The 16,286-nt window shown below is 35.8% G+C and carries 12 protein-coding genes; 7 read left to right on the top strand and 5 right to left on the bottom strand.

All coding sequences use genetic code 11. The features are described from left to right. The first annotated feature begins 55 nt into the window (after positions 1–55). Both groL and AC51AA_RS16385 read left to right on the top strand, forming a co-directional pair. Positions 56–1,684, top strand: coding sequence for a chaperonin GroEL (groL, locus tag AC51AA_RS16390; protein WP_500703291.1), 1,629 nt, complete (start codon positions 56–58; stop codon positions 1,682–1,684). A 163-nt stretch (positions 1,685–1,847) separates the two neighbouring features. After that, positions 1,848–3,047 carry an alkaline phosphatase family protein gene (locus AC51AA_RS16385; protein ID WP_500703290.1) on the top strand — a complete coding sequence of 400 codons (1,200 nt, stop codon included), beginning with the start codon at positions 1,848–1,850 and terminating at the stop codon, positions 3,045–3,047. Positions 3,048–3,126: 79 nt separating this feature from the next. Here the strand turns inward: AC51AA_RS16385 and AC51AA_RS16380 are convergent, their stop codons facing one another. Continuing rightward, a complete protein-coding gene (locus tag AC51AA_RS16380) occupies positions 3,127–4,656 on the bottom strand; it encodes a SulP family inorganic anion transporter (protein WP_500703289.1) in 1,530 nt (509 codons plus the stop codon). Positions 4,657–4,916: 260 nt separating this feature from the next. Between AC51AA_RS16380 and AC51AA_RS16375 the strand changes: the two genes are divergently transcribed. Then, positions 4,917–5,384, top strand: coding sequence for a hypothetical protein (locus AC51AA_RS16375; protein WP_500703288.1), 468 nt, complete (start codon positions 4,917–4,919; stop codon positions 5,382–5,384). Between the two features lies 1 nt (position 5,385). On the opposite strand, the gene AC51AA_RS16370 is transcribed toward AC51AA_RS16375, so the two are convergent. After that, positions 5,386–5,994: a YkgJ family cysteine cluster protein gene (locus AC51AA_RS16370; protein ID WP_500703287.1), complete on the bottom strand. Its 609-nt coding sequence runs from the start codon at positions 5,992–5,994 to the stop codon at positions 5,386–5,388. A gap of 236 nt (positions 5,995–6,230) precedes the next feature. Between AC51AA_RS16370 and AC51AA_RS16365 the strand changes: the two genes are divergently transcribed. From AC51AA_RS16365 to AC51AA_RS16350, 4 genes are all read left to right on the top strand, one after another. Next, positions 6,231–7,460, top strand: a complete 1,230-nt coding sequence (locus AC51AA_RS16365) for a TMEM143 family protein (RefSeq protein WP_500703286.1) — start codon at positions 6,231–6,233, stop codon at positions 7,458–7,460. Positions 7,461–7,615: 155 nt separating this feature from the next. Further along, positions 7,616–8,080 carry an Mpo1 family 2-hydroxy fatty acid dioxygenase gene (locus AC51AA_RS16360; RefSeq protein WP_500703285.1) on the top strand — a complete coding sequence of 155 codons (465 nt, stop codon included), beginning with the start codon at positions 7,616–7,618 and terminating at the stop codon, positions 8,078–8,080. 6 nt (positions 8,081–8,086) lie between these two features. Next, positions 8,087–8,839 (top strand): hypothetical protein, encoded by a 753-nt coding sequence (locus AC51AA_RS16355; RefSeq protein WP_500703284.1) that lies wholly within the window; start codon positions 8,087–8,089, stop codon positions 8,837–8,839. Between the two features lie 274 nt (positions 8,840–9,113). After that, complete coding sequence (locus AC51AA_RS16350; RefSeq protein ID WP_500703283.1) at positions 9,114–11,465, top strand: beta-galactosidase; 2,352 nt, start codon at positions 9,114–9,116, stop codon at positions 11,463–11,465. A gap of 418 nt (positions 11,466–11,883) precedes the next feature. On the opposite strand, the gene AC51AA_RS16345 is transcribed toward AC51AA_RS16350, so the two are convergent. The 3 genes from AC51AA_RS16345 to AC51AA_RS16335 all read right to left on the bottom strand — a co-directional run bounded on the left by AC51AA_RS16345 (position 11,884) and on the right by AC51AA_RS16335 (position 16,281). Continuing rightward, positions 11,884–12,723, bottom strand: a complete 840-nt coding sequence (locus tag AC51AA_RS16345) for a DUF4249 domain-containing protein (protein WP_500703282.1) — start codon at positions 12,721–12,723, stop codon at positions 11,884–11,886. 4 nt (positions 12,724–12,727) lie between these two features. Beyond that, on the bottom strand, positions 12,728–15,340 hold the full coding sequence (locus AC51AA_RS16340; RefSeq protein WP_500703281.1) for a TonB-dependent receptor: 2,613 nt from the start codon (positions 15,338–15,340) through the stop codon (positions 12,728–12,730). Between the two features lie 98 nt (positions 15,341–15,438). Next, a complete protein-coding gene (locus AC51AA_RS16335) occupies positions 15,439–16,281 on the bottom strand; it encodes a FecR family protein (RefSeq protein ID WP_500703280.1) in 843 nt (280 codons plus the stop codon). Positions 16,282–16,286: the final 5 nt, after the last annotated feature.

The following is a 16,286-nucleotide window of genomic DNA, read 5'->3' as shown; positions in this document are numbered from 1 at the left end:
GTGTTCTAACTGCGGTAACTTGAAACAAATAAAACTTTAAACAAAATTAAAAGAAATGGCAAAAGATATAAAATTTGATATTGAAGCACGTGACGGATTAAAACGTGGTGTTGATGCATTAGCAAATGCTGTAAAAGTAACTCTAGGACCTAAAGGTCGTAATGTAATTATTGGAAAATCATTTGGTGGACCAACTGTTACTAAAGATGGAGTTTCTGTTGCAAAAGAAATCGAATTAAAAGACCCATTAGAAAACATGGGTGCTCAAATGGTTAAAGAAGTAGCTTCAAAAACTAACGATTTAGCTGGTGATGGAACTACAACTGCTACCGTTTTAGCTCAAGCAATCGTAAAAGAAGGTTTGAAAAACGTAGCTGCTGGAGCCAACCCAATGGATTTGAAACGTGGTATCGATAAAGCTGTTGAAGCGATCGTTGCTGACTTAGCTAAACAAGCCAAAGTAGTAGGAAGCGATTCTGATAAAATCAAACAAATTGCCTCTATCTCTGCCAATAACGACGAAGTGATTGGAGAACTAATCGCTACGGCTTTTGCTAAAGTTGGAAAAGAAGGAGTAATTACTGTTGAAGAAGCTAAAGGAACAGATACTTTCGTAGATGTTGTTGAAGGTATGCAATTTGACAGAGGATATCTTTCTCCTTACTTTGTAACCAATCCAGAGAAAATGGAAGTTGAATTAGACAGTCCATATATCTTATTGTACGACAAAAAAGTATCTTCTTTAAAAGAATTGTTACCTGTTTTAGAGCCTGTAGCTCAATCAGGAAAACCATTATTGATTATTGCTGAAGATGTTGATGGTGAAGCTTTATCTACTTTAGTGGTAAACAAATTACGTGGAGCCTTGAAAATCGCTGCTGTAAAAGCACCTGGTTTTGGTGACAGAAGAAAAGCAATGTTGGAAGATATCGCTATTTTAACTGGTGGAACTGTTATCTCAGAAGAAAGAGGATATACGTTAGAAAACACTACAATTGAAATGTTAGGAACTGCAAAAAGAGTTTCTATCGATAAAGACAATACAACTCTTGTAAGTGGAGCTGGTGATGCTGACATGATCAAAAATCGTGTAAACCAAATTAAAGGTCAGATGGAAACGACAACTTCTGATTACGATAAAGAAAAATTGCAAGAACGTTTGGCTAAATTAGCTGGTGGTGTTGCTGTTCTTTACGTTGGTGCAGCCTCTGAAGTTGAAATGAAAGAGAAAAAAGACAGAGTTGACGATGCATTACATGCTACGCGTGCTGCTGTTGAAGAAGGAATTGTTGCTGGTGGTGGTGTTGCTTTGCTTAGAGCAAAAGCAGCTCTAGCAGGTATTAAAGCAGACAATGCAGATGAAGCAACTGGAATTCAGATTGTATCTCGTGCTATTGAATCTCCATTGAGAACAATTGTTGAGAATGCAGGTCTTGAAGGTTCTGTAGTAGTCGCTAAAGTAGCTGAAGGTTCAGGTGATTTTGGATACAATGCCAAAACAGATGAATATGTAGACATGCTTAAAGCTGGTATTATTGATCCTAAAAAAGTAACTCGTGTAGCCTTAGAAAATGCAGCTTCTGTAGCTGGAATGATCTTAACTACTGAGTGTGCCTTAATTGATATTAAAGAAGATAACGGCGGCGGTATGCCAATGGGTGGCGGTATGCCAGGAATGATGTAATCGTTCTTACCTTCTTACATTATAGCGCCAGATAGAACATTCTATCTGGCGTTTTTTTTGTTATCCCATTGCTCTTTTTACCTAAAAAAGACCGTAGTTTAACATTCTCTTTTTCCTATTAAGCCCGCTTATCAATACCTTTACCCTATATTAAAACTACAAAATGAGAAAACATTTTATTCAATTAATAGCGGTAAGTTGCTATCTCCTTAGCTCCATTTTATATGCTCAATCTGGCAAAGACACCTATGTTGTATTAGTTTCCATGGATGGATTTCGTTGGGATTACGCCAAACATTTTAAATTGAAAAATCTCAATCAAATTGCCAAAGAAGGAGTTCACGCCAAAGCAATGCGCCCTTCCTACCCTACTAAAACTTTTCCAAATCATTACTCGATCGTCACTGGTCTCTATCCGGATCATCATGGTATAATCAACAATGTTTTTTATGATGCTACTTTAAACGAATCTTTTTCATTGTCTACAACTGCGAAAAATGATTCCCGCTTCTATGGGGGAAATCCTATTTGGAATGTGGCCGAACAACAAGGAATAAAAACAGCCTCTTTTTACTGGCCAGGATCTGATCTTGATAAAAGAAGGCCTAGCTATTACAAAAATTACGATGCTAAAATCCCCTACGAAACCCGAATTGACACGGTGCTAAAATGGCTGCAACTTCCTGAAAAAGAACGCCCACATTTGATCACTTTATATTTTGATGAACCAGATCATACTGGTCATGGTTTTGGTCCACTTTCTGATGAAAACAAAAAAATAATCCAAAAAATGGATACCATTATGGGCCAATTAGCTACCAAACTAGATCAATTAGCCATTGGAAAAAAAATCAATTTAATTATAGTTTCGGATCACGGAATGGCAGCCATTAGCAATGATAAAAAAGTAGCCATTCTGGATTATCTTAAACCGGAATGGTTGGATTATAAAGCCGTTATCAACCCCATTATGAGTCTACAAGCCAAAGCAGGTTACCACGATTCCATAGCCCTTGCTTTAAAAAAAGTACCGCATATTAAATTCTGGAAGTCCAACCAAGTTCCTAAACGATTGCATTATGGTAGCAATCCCAGAGTCCATGATTTCGTTATTGAAGCTAAAAAAGGCTACAGTTTGGTGAGCAAAAAATCTCAAACTATAAAAGGTGGCACTCACGGTTATGACAATAGACGAAAAGACATGCAAGCTATCTTTTATGCTAAAGGCCCAGCCTTTAAAGTAGACAAAGAAGTGAGATCCTTTCAAAATGTTTCGGTTTACCCACTAATTGCTCATATATTAGGTTTACAAATTGAGCCCGTGGACGGAAAACTAAGTGAAGTAAAAAACATGCTTAATTAATCCAACCCATTTACTACTCCATCCATTAGCGCATCCTGATACCTACGCTATCCATCTATATGCTTGACCTACCTTCAAATTAATGTACTACTTTGTAGGTAGGATCTTCAAGTATGTTTACTGTAATCACGGCATCCGCATTTTTAAGTAGTAAACGGCAATCTGGACTTAAATGCTGCAGCTCTATTCTTTTATTTAATTGACTGTATTTTTTAGTCAAATTATGTAGCGCTTCAATAGCTGACATATCGGCTATACGGCTTTCTTTAAAATCTATAATCACATGAGCGGGGTCATTTTGCCAATCAAACTTCTCCATAAAAGTACTGATGGCACCAAAAAATAATGGCCCATAAATCTCATAATGCTTGATACCTGCTTCATCGATAAAATGCCTAGCGCGGATTCGTTTGGCACTTTCCCACGCAAAAACAAGAGCGGAAATAATCACCCCAATGAGTACTGCTAAAGCTAAATTGTGTAATACTATCGTAATAAGAGCGACCAAAATTCCGACGAAAATATCATGCTTAGGCATCTTGTTGATGATCTTAAAACTAGTCCATTCAAAAGTAGTTATAGCCACCATCATCATCACACCCACCAAGGCCGCCATAGGTAATTGACCAATAATAGGCGCTCCAAAAAGTATGATCAATAAAATGGTCAACGAGGCAATTATTCCAGACAGTCGAGCTCTGGAACCCGCTGAAAGATTCACTAAAGTTTGGGCGATCATTGGGCAACCTCCCATTCCAAAAAAGAAACCGTTGACAATATTGGAACTTCCTTGAGCGATACATTCTCTATTACTATTCCCTCTTGTTCCTGTTATTTCATCGACCAGATTTAGCGTCAGCAACCCTTCTGTCAAACCAACAGCCGCAACAATAATCGAATACGGAAAAATCACTTTTAAAGTCTCAAAAGAAATAGGAATATTGGGAATATGAAAAGGAGGAAATCCACCCTGTACCGAGGCAATGTCCTGAACTGTTTTAGTTTCAATATTGAACAACAAAACAATGGCAAATACCACTATTATCGCAACTAAAGAAGCTGGAACTGCTTTTGTAATTTTAGGAAAAAATAAAACAATACTGATGGTCAGTAAAACTAAGCCCAACATAATATATAATGGATTCCCTTGCAGCCATGCACTTTCTCCATTCACCACCGTTTTAAACTGTTCTAACTGGGACATGAAAATAACAACTGCTAATCCGTTTACAAAACCAAACATAACGGGCTGGGGAACCAATCTGATGAATTTCCCGAGTTTAAAAAGCCCTATAGCTATTTGTACTACACCTCCGAGAGCTACTGCAGCAAAAACATATTCGATACCATGCGATTTCATTAAGGCAATCAAAACAATAACGGTTGCTCCTGCTCCACCAGAAATCATTCCAGGTCTACCACCAAAAATAGCGGTAATTAAACCTGCTATAAAGGCTGCATATAAACCTACCAGAGGAGGGAATCCAGCCAAAATAGCAAAAGACAATGATTCTGGAATCATCGTCATGGCTACGGTTAAACCCGCTAAAATTTCATTTTTATAATTCACCTTTTGTGAAAAGTCAAAGAGAGCGTACACTTTTTTCATAAGGTCACAAATTTAAAAAATAATTGCTAGTAAACGGAATTAAACCTTTCTTCATTATGCGTTCGCCATCCTACTAAGGAGACAACTAAAAACAAATACTAAAGTAAAAAAACTACCAACTACAATTTACTTCTTTCTTAAACTCCACCCTTCTAGTGTCCAATTACTTTTCTTTAAAAAAAGCACCTGACAAACCAATTTTTCTTACATAAATAATTATATTAGCAAGCCACTAATCGCCAAAATAAATTGTTAGAAAAATGACCATTTTTAAATCACTCTTTAAAAAATTAACCATAGAATGTCCGAGATGTCAAGGAAAAACCTTTGTTGATATAGAGGATATACGACGTTTAAACAAACTTTTAAAATGGGTACCTGCACCCTGTGCCTATTGCTTCGGCTCTGGGAGAGTTACAAAAGAAATGCTTTCAAAGGTTCCTGTAGACTATACCTACCTTACTATCGATTTACCAGAATCTGAAATGGAAAAAATAAAAGAAGGTCATGAAGAAACACTTGAAAAAGGAAGAAATCGCGATGTTTTTTTAGACAACTTAATGCAATATGCCGAACATCACTATGTACATAACAAAATGGATGCTGTGAGTATAGCCGACCTATATCTAAGTACCGAAGAGGAAAACGCTTTGTTTTCGTTAGAAAGAGCCAATCTCATTCAGTACAATGAAAAAGTAATTGAGTTAAAAAAAGCGGAACTGAATTAATTTAAGCAATATCCTCCAATCCACCCGGAAATGGTCGATACGCATAATAATGCAACACTTCTTCGATAGCCACTTTTAACGCTTCATTGATGGGGACCAAAATAACGCCCATTCTAAGGTCAATTTGCGCTAATTGCATATAGTAATCCGTAAAAACAGGAACATAGTTACCTTTATTGATTACTACTTCTGCGGCATGAAACTTTTCCGCTTGTTCCTCTTTTATAATTTTACAAGTGGCCAATCGCAGTTTACCCAATTTATCCGTATTGGCAGCATAACCAAAAAGGCGGCAGATTAGTCCTCGGTAACGATAATTGCTACAACTCCCTCTAAAATGTTCTACAACAGAGATCGGTCGATACAATAAACAATTCGTCGTTGTCACTTTACTTAGCTCCTCTAAGGTTTCTTCGGCTTTGCCATTCAAAAATAAGTGAAATGCCCAAGGCAAAAACTCTAAAGGAGATGCTTCTATACTTGGAGTAGAACAGCATTTACCACAACCAGCCTTACAAGATAGGGCTGTCTGGGATTGAAAAGTAGCAATTTCAATTTCAAGACGATCAAATAATGCTTCCACCTGCTGAACTTTGTGTTCTATTGTCATCCTTTTTTTGGTAAGGTAGGTGAACAGAAATGGTTCATGCTACAACTTCACTTTTATTGTGAATACTTTGGGTATATCAAATTTCAGTTTTCAGATTCGAACCGTACATCGCTCAAGACATGAAAAACAAAAACCCTTCCTTACTAAATACCAACACCTCCAAAAGATCCTTGAACCTTAGCAAAAACCGTTGTAACTTTGCTGCTGTAAACCTTTGAAAAAAATCCCCAAACTCAATGACACGAGAACATTATATTCCCTTTAATAAGGAATTCTTACTCGAACAACAAATAGCTACTTTCTCTGAAGACCAAAAAAAGGTTGATGACTTTAAAAAGTTATTCGATATTATCGAACATTATTTCCACTACGAAGCTTTTAATCTCAACCGAAATCTAAAACAAAATTACGCCCTATTCGATCCTGATTTAAGTTCGAAAGAGCGAGAGGGTTTTATGGGCAAAAGTGATTTCTCTGTCTTCAAAAAAACGTTACTTAAAGTTTTAGGACAAGGTAACTACAGCCGTATTGATCCCGAAACCTTGCATAAAGCCTTTGAGGATTCTGATTTAATTGGTTTAAAACTCTCCATTGACTTTAATGCTTTTAAAGACTATGAACTCTACGTTCGTGGACATCAAAAGGCCAAGGAAAAAGTAACTAAATTTTTCTTTTGGAAAAAAGAAGTTGAAATAGAATACTACGATCGCGTACTAATCTACCTGCACTATAACGACACTAATTTCCTAAAAGAAAAGAAAGTAAAGTTGGGGACCATGCCTGTTGAACCCGGAACTGTAGTTTTAAAAATCTTTAAGCGTGTCCCTAAAAATGATATCGAAACCATCTTCCCAAATGCCATTCCCAGGATGTCCTCTACAGACAAACTATTCTTTTGGGTGCCTGGTATCTTTGGTGGAGTTTCCTTGCTTAGTACAAAGGTGATTCCCGCATTAATCAGCATGTATAATGCCTATCAAACAGGTGAAACTATTGATTTGTTAAACAGTAAAACCTCTCTCAATCAAGGTTTGATTGCCCTTGGTATTTTATCGCTTTACTTGTTTCGTCAATACAGCAACTTTATCAACAAGAAAATTAAATACGCTAAAATACTAGCCGATAGTCTATACTTTAAAAATCTAGGAAATAACAGTGGTGCCTTTTATTCCTTATTGAACTCTTCTGAAGAAGAAATCTTAAAAGAAACCATACTAGTGTATAGCTTTTTACACAAAAGTAAAAATCCATTAACTGCCGAAGAACTTGACACTCAAATTGAATCTTGGTTTGCAACAAACCTCAATACGAATCTTGATTTTGATGTGAAAGATGCCTTACTGAAATTACAAAACATTGGCCTTGGTATAGAAACTAATGAAAAATGGGAAGTCATTTCATTAGAAAAGGCCCTAATCCAAATTGACGAGCAATGGGACAATGTCTTTGCTTATAATCAAAAATAGTATTTTGAAATCCATGGTCTATTGAATTTAAAATCGGACAAAGCCACAATTACATAAACTACTATAGACTTGACACTTAACACATTTAATCTTTTTCGATATCGATCAAGCTAAAGGAATTTTCATTAGATTTACGTTAACCTAAATCCAAAAAAATGAGAACCTTAGAGCAGTGGTTTGAAGAATATGCAGTAAGTCATCAGAACCCAAAAAACAAAGCCATACATTATGTATGCGTCCCAGCGATCTATTTTTCAATAGTGGGATTATTAATGAGTATTCCCAGTACTTTCATAAGCAACATGCTAAATCTTAATATGCCAATTATCGAAAATTGGGCTGCTATTGTATTACTTTTTGTACTCTTTTTCTACATCCGCCTTTCAGTCACTATGGCCTTTAAGATTGCTGTTTTTTCGGTCCTTTGTTTGGTGATCAACTATTATATCGGACAAGTGCTGCCTTTATGGATTTTCTCCATCGGTGTTTTTATACTGGCCTGGATTGGGCAATTCTACGGACACAATATCGAGGGCAAAAAACCTTCTTTTCTGAAAGATCTACAGTTTTTAATGATTGGCCCTGCTTGGGTTGTGGAAAATTTGTTTTCTAAAAAATAATGCCAAATGGCTACGAAAAGAGACAGCAAAGAGAATAAACCAGTGCCCTATGATATTTTTACTTATCGAAGAATCAGACGCACTATTGGCTACTTAGGAATAAGCCTGCCGATTCTCTTAGTAGGTTTATCATTGATTGCCTTTTTCAAAACTCAAGTACAAGCCTCTATAAGTCATTACTACTACACTAATCTAAGAGAAATTTTTACCGGAACACTTTGTGCTGTGGGCTTATTTCTAATCCGATACAAAGGCTACGGCAATACCTCTATATGGAAAAACGACAATTTACTGACTAATATCGCCGGAATTACGGCTTTGGGTACAGCCTTGATTCCGACCAATCCCAATTCTTTTTCAGCTAAAATCTATACCCTTATTCCCTATCCCGAAAAATGGCTGGGTTGGTTTCACTATGGTTTTGCTACTCTATTCTTTTTGATCTTGGCTTTATTAGCCATAAATGTTTTTACAATTGGTCAGCAAACCCAAACCAAAACTCCTATCAGTATACTAAACGAAAATAACATCTACAGGCTTTGTGGCTATTCTATTTTACTTTTTATTATTATGGTTCCCATTGCGGGACAACTGAAATTATTCCCTTACTCGACTTTGTTATTTGAGGCATTATCTCTTTTTGCTTTCGGCATTGCCTGGCTCATTAAAGGTCGTGCTTTGGGAGACCAAGGTATAATTGGACAAAAATTGTATCACGAAAACAATCCTATTGATACCGAAAAAATTCACGAAGAATAAAATCCTCCTTTCTTCTTCTTTTTTACCTTTCTTAACCCTCACGGTAAGTACACTTGATCAATGCCATCATCCTATTAAACACTCAATTATCCTTTCTTGTAATCACTTTCACTTTTACAGTTTTAAACAAGTTTGACTCTACAACAAACTGGTAGGTACTGTTATGTACTTTGACTAAAATACTCTAATTTTCGGTTTTTATTTTCTTCTAAAGAAAATAAAGCTATTCGTAAACACTTTTACTATTAAACTAAACAAGACTTAAATAAAAACCATGAAAAAAACCATTACCCTTTTCCTCTTGCTTTTCGTCGTCGGAAAGGCACTAGCACAGAACTCAGTCGCTACCAATTCCTCTATAATACCTTCGACAAATTTCAAAATTGGAGAGCAAGATTTTCTTGTTAACGGAAAACCCTATGTGATCAGATGTGGTGAAATGCATTTTGCACGTATCCCAAAAGAATATTGGGTACATCGCCTGAAAATGGCCAAAGCAATGGGGTTAAATACCGTATGTGCTTATTTATTTTGGAACCTACATGAACCTACACCTGGACAATTCAATTGGTCAGGAATGGCCGACGCAGCAGAATTTTGCAAATTGGCTCAAAAAGAAGGTCTATTCGTAATCTTACGCCCTGGACCTTACGCCTGTGCTGAATGGGAATTTGGAGGATTTCCGTGGTGGTTACTTAAAAAGAAAGATATCAAATTGCGTACTCAAGATGCGTACTACTTAGAGCGTTGTCGTATCTACTTAAAGGAGGTTGGAAGAGTATTAGCCCCTCTACAAGTTACCAATGGAGGACCAATTATTATGACCCAAGTAGAGAATGAATATGGCTCTTATGGAAATGATAAAGAATATATCGGTAAGGTTAGAGATTATTTGGTTGAGGCCGGTTTCAACGTTCCTCTTTTTACGTGTGACGGACCATCTCAATTAAAAAATGACGTACGCGATGATATCTTTAGTGTGGTCAATTTCGGAGGTAACCCTGAAGCTGGTTTTAAAGCCCTACGTGAAATTCGTCCTAAAGGACCTTTAATGTGTGGAGAATATTATCCTGGTTGGTTTGACTCTTGGGGAACCAAGCATCATACTGGTACTGTTGATCATGTTGTAAAAGAAATTGGCTATATGCTAGATCATAAAGCATCCTTTAGTATCTATATGGCTCACGGGGGAACCACCTTTGGACAGTGGACAGGTGCCAATAGTCCGCCTTATTTACCACAAACTTCTAGTTATGATTATGATGCACCTATTAGCGAAGCAGGATGGGATACTGCAAAATTCCATGCCTTACGCACACTTTTCTCTGGGTACTTACAAGAAGGTGAAACCTTACCAGAGGTACCAGCCAGAAAAACAGTTATAAAAATCCCAGCTTTTTCCACCACTGCAATTGCTCCTCTATTCTCCAACTTACCCGCTTTTATTTCTGATGAAAAACCGAGGAATATGGAAGAGTACGATTATGGATACGGAAGTATATTGTACCGTACAAAATTATCAGCAGCGACGGCCAGAACTTTAAACATCAAACAAGTACATGACTTTGCTTTGGTCTATTTAAATGGACAAAAAATTGCCACACTTGATAGAAGAAAAAATGAAAATAGTTGCGCATTACCTGCCACAAAAGAAGGTGATGTTTTAGATATTTTGGTAGAAGCTATGGGGCGTGTGAATTACGGAGAAGCGATGCACGATCGAAAAGGAATAACCGAAGGTGTCTTTACTAGCGATGCAAGTGGAAAAACAACTGAATTACTAAATTGGAAAATCTCCCCTATTGCGTTAAGCAATGATGGCGCACCCAAATATTTGAAATTTAGGTCTGGCAAAACGACGATGCCTGCTTATCACAAAGGCAGCTTTATGGTAAAAGAAGTTGGAGACACTTTCTTAGACGTTAGCACTTGGGGTAAGGGTCTTGTTTGGATCAACGGACATTGTATAGGCAGATTTTGGAATATTGGTCCTACTCAAACCATGTACGTTCCTGCTCCTTGGTTGAAAAAAGGCGCCAATGAGATCATTATTCTAGACTATATTGGCCCAACAAAAAATAGTTTAGCAGGATTGGCATTACCTAAATTAGATGAATTAGCAAAACAGCACGTCACGGCAAAACATAGAAAAGAAAACCAAACGCTTCAATTAAAAGACAATGTTCCTGTAGCTAACGGTACTTTCGCAAATGGAATTGAATGGCAAACAGTTAAATTCAACAGTACTAAAGGTCGCTATTTCTGTATCGAAAGCTTAAGTTCACAAAAAGCAGACGATCCTTACGCCACTATAGCCGAATTGTATCTTATAGACGAAAACGGTAAAGAACTACCTCGCAGTAAATGGAAAGTACTATATGCTGACAGTGAAGAACTCGATGGCGATGATGGAAAAGCAGATAATGTTTTTGATCTACAAAGTACCTCTATATGGCATACGCAGTGGAAAGACAAATCACCAAAACACCCTCATCAACTGGTGATTGATTTAGGTGAATCTGTAAACTGCAGCGGTATCAAATATTTACCTCGCCAGGACAATGTCAATGGACGTATTAAAGATTTTAAAATATATTTAGGTACAAAGGCTTTTTCAGGTTTGTAAAAACACACCTAAAACAAAAGGCCCGATCATTGAGTCATTATTCTTGTCAAAGAATAATTAAGAAACAGAGAGCAAAATCAGCCCCATCAAGAAGCCGTTAATTCGGAATGATTGGTTGGGCTGATTTTCCAAAAGACCTATTTTATAAATAGCTACGATGGATCTACTATTTTGAAATTTGTTCTTAGACTTTTTTTGTCACAGTAAAAGTATCCCGACAAAAAACTCTTCAATTTGTCGGGATTCATTATTACTTGTGATAATATCACGAAAGTCAACAAAACCGGTCTAATCACAATTCCATTTACATTAGTATGTTCATATCACATATCATGATACGCGCTATGAATATACAACCTATTGTTTTGCTATTACAAATATTGTATCCACTTACAAATCTGCCTCTCAATTTAAACGCTTACTTTACTGTATACGAAATACGATTTGCTTCGCAGAGCCTGAAATAGCCCAAAGCAAAATTATTAGCATCCGTCGTATTTACAATATTACCTCTGATATTACCTGGTGTTGCTCCAAAAGGGTTTGAACTTGATACTTCTAAAATTAAATTCATATAATGAAAAAAGTTCTTAGAAATACCCCGATGTGTTATAGCAAGAATTTTTCCAGGCTGCAAATCTGGATCTGCGAATTTTTCATTTATTTCATTCCCATTAATAAATTCATCATTAGTTGATACGTATTCTGGAAAAAGCAGAAAATCACTTCTATAATCTGTCAGATAATAATTTGCCTCGTTAATTGGGTCTTTGTAATAAAAAGCGACAACATTTAGATCCGGTCCAGTTATATCAGGCATACGTTCTTGTTCTACTCTGTCAATTGGCGGCACAGCAATTAATTTTTCACTAGCCGTTAAACTTTGCCCGTCAACTTGTACAAATAATTTGTATTCCATATTTACTACAGGAACAAAATTACTACAGACATATAAACCCGGTGCAGATTCATTGAATGTAAAAATAGCTCCCGAACCATTCTCAATTCTTACTTTTGCCCCTGAAACTTTTGGTGTATCACCACTGTAATAGGGAGCTATTCTGCTAATTTTTATCGATTGTTCGCTACCACTAGTTCCTTTTTCCCAAATTATTTCAGCATCGATTACTATTTTAGGATCTGCTGTTTCTAAGTCAAGATCAACAACCTTGTCACAGGATATAAAAAGTAAAACAAAAAGAAGACTCAATAAAGTATTTTTTTTCCGTTTAAAATTATATGTTCTTAATCTACGCATATTATTAAAATTTAAAATTATAAGAAACACCTGGTACTAATCCGTAAATAGACAGCTGCCTAGATTCATTCACTCCTGTATTATCATTTGTTGAAAACATCATTGATGCTGCATTTTGCCTATTATAAATATTATAAATACTAAATACCCAATAGCTCTGCCATCCTTTCTTTTTGTCCGGTTTGGGTGTATAGGTTGCACCAATATCCAAATGATGATATGCTGGAAGTCTATTTGCATTTCGCAACGTATAATTAGGCACATTTTTTCCTCCAAATTCATAATAACCATTTGGGTATGTTACAGGCTGTCCTGACTGTAAGGAAAAATTAGCATTAAAAGACCATTTAGGATTGAGTTCATAGTTTCCAGTAATATTCAAATTATGTAATTTATCATATCCAGATAAATACCATTCTCCATTTGCAATACCCGGTTCTTCGGCTGTTCTACCTGGCGTTTTTTGTTCTGCTTTTGACAAAGTATAAGATACCCATCCGGTAAAACGACCGGTATTTTTTCTAAACAACAATTCCATACCATATGATCTAGCTTTTCCATTCAGAATAACCTGTTCAATATTGTTGTTCCCTAATAGATCTGCGCCATCTATATAATCGATACGATTTTTTATGTTTTTATAAAACAATTCTCCCTCAAAAGAATACTCACGTTCTTTAAAATTTTTGAAATACCCTACCGCATATTGATCCAGCAGTTGTGGTTTTGTAAAAGGGCCACTTGGTGTCCAGATTGTCATTGGCAGCGGAGCCCTTGTATTAGACAACATATGAATGTATTGTGCCATACGGTTGTAACTTGCCTTTACAGAATTATCATCATTAAGAGCATATGATAAAGCTAATCTTGGCTCTGGATTATTATAATTACTAATGGTTTTTCCTTTTCCATAAGAAATACTTCCTGTTGGGGTCCCTTTTTCATAAATATGAAATAACGGATTGTATACTACAGCTTCTCCGTTTTGGTAAGTATTGATATTTTCGTCGCCTAAACGATAAAACGTACTATAACGAAGTCCATAGCGAAGATTCAGCTTTTCTGTAATTTGATGTTCGAAATCAAGATATGCAGCAGTTTCTAAAGCGTATTTTTTATCTAATTGATTATAATTATATTGAGAATTAAGACCCTTTGGCTGTATCGTTCCCGGATTAAAATCATAATATAACCCATCAATACCATAGTTAAGTTTAAACTTTTCAGTTATAATGTGATTCCAGTTATATTTAATCCCATAGTTAGTAATTTTACTATCCCATTGAAAGTTTTGAAATTGAATTTGCAGATTGAATTTATAATCACTGTAAAAAACAGAAAGATTCGTATTTAAATTATCTGAAAATTTATGTTTCCAACTTAGCGTTGCCATAGTATTTCCGAATGTACTGGCAAAAAGATTATTAATATCAAATACATCATTTCCCATGTATCCAGAAAAAGCAATTGTATTATTTGCTCCCAAACGATAATTAAACTTAGAATTGATATCATAAAACATTGCAGTACTCTTAATATCAGTAAGCTTTAAAAATAAATGTGCATAAGAAGCACGTCCAGCAATAATAAACGAACCAACATCTTTTTTTAGAGGACCCTGTACTAAAAGTCGGCTCGATATAAGACCAATACCTCCACTTACTTTATAATCTGTAAGATCCCCCGTTTGCTGACTTACGTCAAGAACTGAAGAAATACGTCCTCCAAATTTAGACGGAATTCCTCCTTTGTATAAATCTAATCCGCTAACGACATCAGCATTAAAAATCGAGAAAAACCCAAACATATGCGAGTCACCATATACTGGAGCGCCATCTAATAAAATCAAATTCTGATCTGCAGCACCTCCACGAACATTAAAACCAGCTGAGGCTTCTCCAGCATTAGTAACACCCGGCAAAGTCAATAATGATTTTAAAGGATCGGGCTCACCCATTGCAGTCGGCAATCTTTTAATCTCGGCCATTGAAAGCCTATTAACGCTCATTTGAGTATTCCTGACATCAACTGCCTTACTTGTGGTGATAATTACCTGCTCTAGTACCTGACTGTCAGAATCCATGATAAAATTGATCCTTACATCATCGGTAATTTCTACCTCTCTTTCTTTATTCTTTAGCCCAATATAATTAATTGCAACTGTATAAGTTCCTTTGTCTAGATCTAACGAAAACATTCCATTTATATCCGTTGCAACAGCTGTTTTAACTTCTTTGACATAAACATTGGCGCCAATTATAGGCTCATTACTATCGTCAAGAACCTGACCCGTTAGCTTGCTTTTTCTTTTAGGTGTTTTAGAAACTTTTTGCTTTACAAAAATATTATCTCCAACAATCGAAAACTGAATTAACTTACTCTTATTCAATTCACTAATAAGTTGTTTAATTTCGACATTATTATACGTATTCTTTTGAGTAAAATACTTTTGAGATGTATCTATCTGATCTGTAAAGGCAAATTTAAAGTCTGTTTGATTTTCAATTTGTTTAAACAATTCTTTTAGCGTTATCGTTTTATCTACCGTTACCCTCACTTTTTGGGAAAACACAGACAAACTGAACAAAAAAAAGCATGCTGAAATTATATGCTTCATGAAATTTTGTATTTTTGAATATTATTAAATGGGATAGTTTTTCTATCCTGACAATGGGAAGGATGTTTAGTTTCGCGGCTAGGGCATCCTTTTCTTTTCTATTGAAAAGTAATCTGTTTTAATTCTTCATTCACTTCAAAGTTTAGGTTATACATTTCTGATATTAGTTGGATAATCGTTTTTAAATCTTCTTTTTTATTGATCCGTACGGTAATTCTCTGGTTCAAATAGTCCTCCGGAATTATCACTTTGTAACCATAAGTTTCCTCAATGTATACACTTACAGTTGTCAACTTCTCATTGTCAAAATCAGTAAACCTATTAAATTCAGTAACTGAAGCTATATTATTGCCATAACTAAAGGTTTCGCCTGGTACCAGTATCCATTTTTTCTCCTGATCTTTTATACTCATCTCAACACTTCCTTCAAAAAGCTTAACTATTACTCCATCTTCATCTTGGCCCATTACACTAAAAGAAGTTCCTAATACTGTTGTTGTCGTCTGATTACAAACAACCTGAAAAGGATGTTTTTTATCTTTTTTTACTTTAAAATATCCTTCACCCTCAATTTCAATCCTTCTATTGGTTTCAAAATTATTAGCGTATTTAAGTTTAGAATTCAGACCTAATTCAACCTTCGAACTATCCGGTAAGAATATAGTTTTTATTTTTGCAGTCGTATTTTCAATTACGTTAGAAGCCAATATTGAAGTTTGTTCTGCGGAACCACTCATGAAATAAATTCCAGTTCCAATACCTATAAAAAGTATAACTGCGGCCGCTGCAGCATAACTCCAAATTTTAAATCTCTTCTTTTTTGAAGGAAACACTTTAGATTGGAATACTTCCCATGAAGCTTCTTTTTCACTATCAGAATGTGCGATAGGGCTTTCACTCCATATCTTTTTCAGTTTTTCATCTAATTTATTTTCATCCATGTCTT

This window comes from Flavobacterium sp. OHVDL-2026-0007, assembly GCF_059882335.1.
The sequence above is the reverse complement of the archived record's forward strand: the minus strand, read 5'-3'. Positions and strand labels throughout refer to the sequence as shown.

Coding starts and splice junctions, on each gene's coding strand:
- groL (WP_500703291.1), top strand. CDS start 56: ATGGCAAAAGATATAAAATTTGATATTGAAGCACGTGACGGATTAAAA.
- AC51AA_RS16385 (WP_500703290.1), top strand. CDS start 1,848: ATGAGAAAACATTTTATTCAATTAATAGCGGTAAGTTGCTATCTCCTT.
- AC51AA_RS16380 (WP_500703289.1), bottom strand. CDS start 4,656: ATGAAAAAAGTGTACGCTCTCTTTGACTTTTCACAAAAGGTGAATTAT.
- AC51AA_RS16375 (WP_500703288.1), top strand. CDS start 4,917: ATGACCATTTTTAAATCACTCTTTAAAAAATTAACCATAGAATGTCCG.
- AC51AA_RS16370 (WP_500703287.1), bottom strand. CDS start 5,994: ATGACAATAGAACACAAAGTTCAGCAGGTGGAAGCATTATTTGATCGT.
- AC51AA_RS16365 (WP_500703286.1), top strand. CDS start 6,231: ATGACACGAGAACATTATATTCCCTTTAATAAGGAATTCTTACTCGAA.
- AC51AA_RS16360 (WP_500703285.1), top strand. CDS start 7,616: ATGAGAACCTTAGAGCAGTGGTTTGAAGAATATGCAGTAAGTCATCAG.
- AC51AA_RS16355 (WP_500703284.1), top strand. CDS start 8,087: ATGGCTACGAAAAGAGACAGCAAAGAGAATAAACCAGTGCCCTATGAT.
- AC51AA_RS16350 (WP_500703283.1), top strand. CDS start 9,114: ATGAAAAAAACCATTACCCTTTTCCTCTTGCTTTTCGTCGTCGGAAAG.
- AC51AA_RS16345 (WP_500703282.1), bottom strand. CDS start 12,723: ATGCGTAGATTAAGAACATATAATTTTAAACGGAAAAAAAATACTTTA.
- AC51AA_RS16340 (WP_500703281.1), bottom strand. CDS start 15,340: ATGAAGCATATAATTTCAGCATGCTTTTTTTTGTTCAGTTTGTCTGTG.
- AC51AA_RS16335 (WP_500703280.1), bottom strand. CDS start 16,281: ATGGATGAAAATAAATTAGATGAAAAACTGAAAAAGATATGGAGTGAA.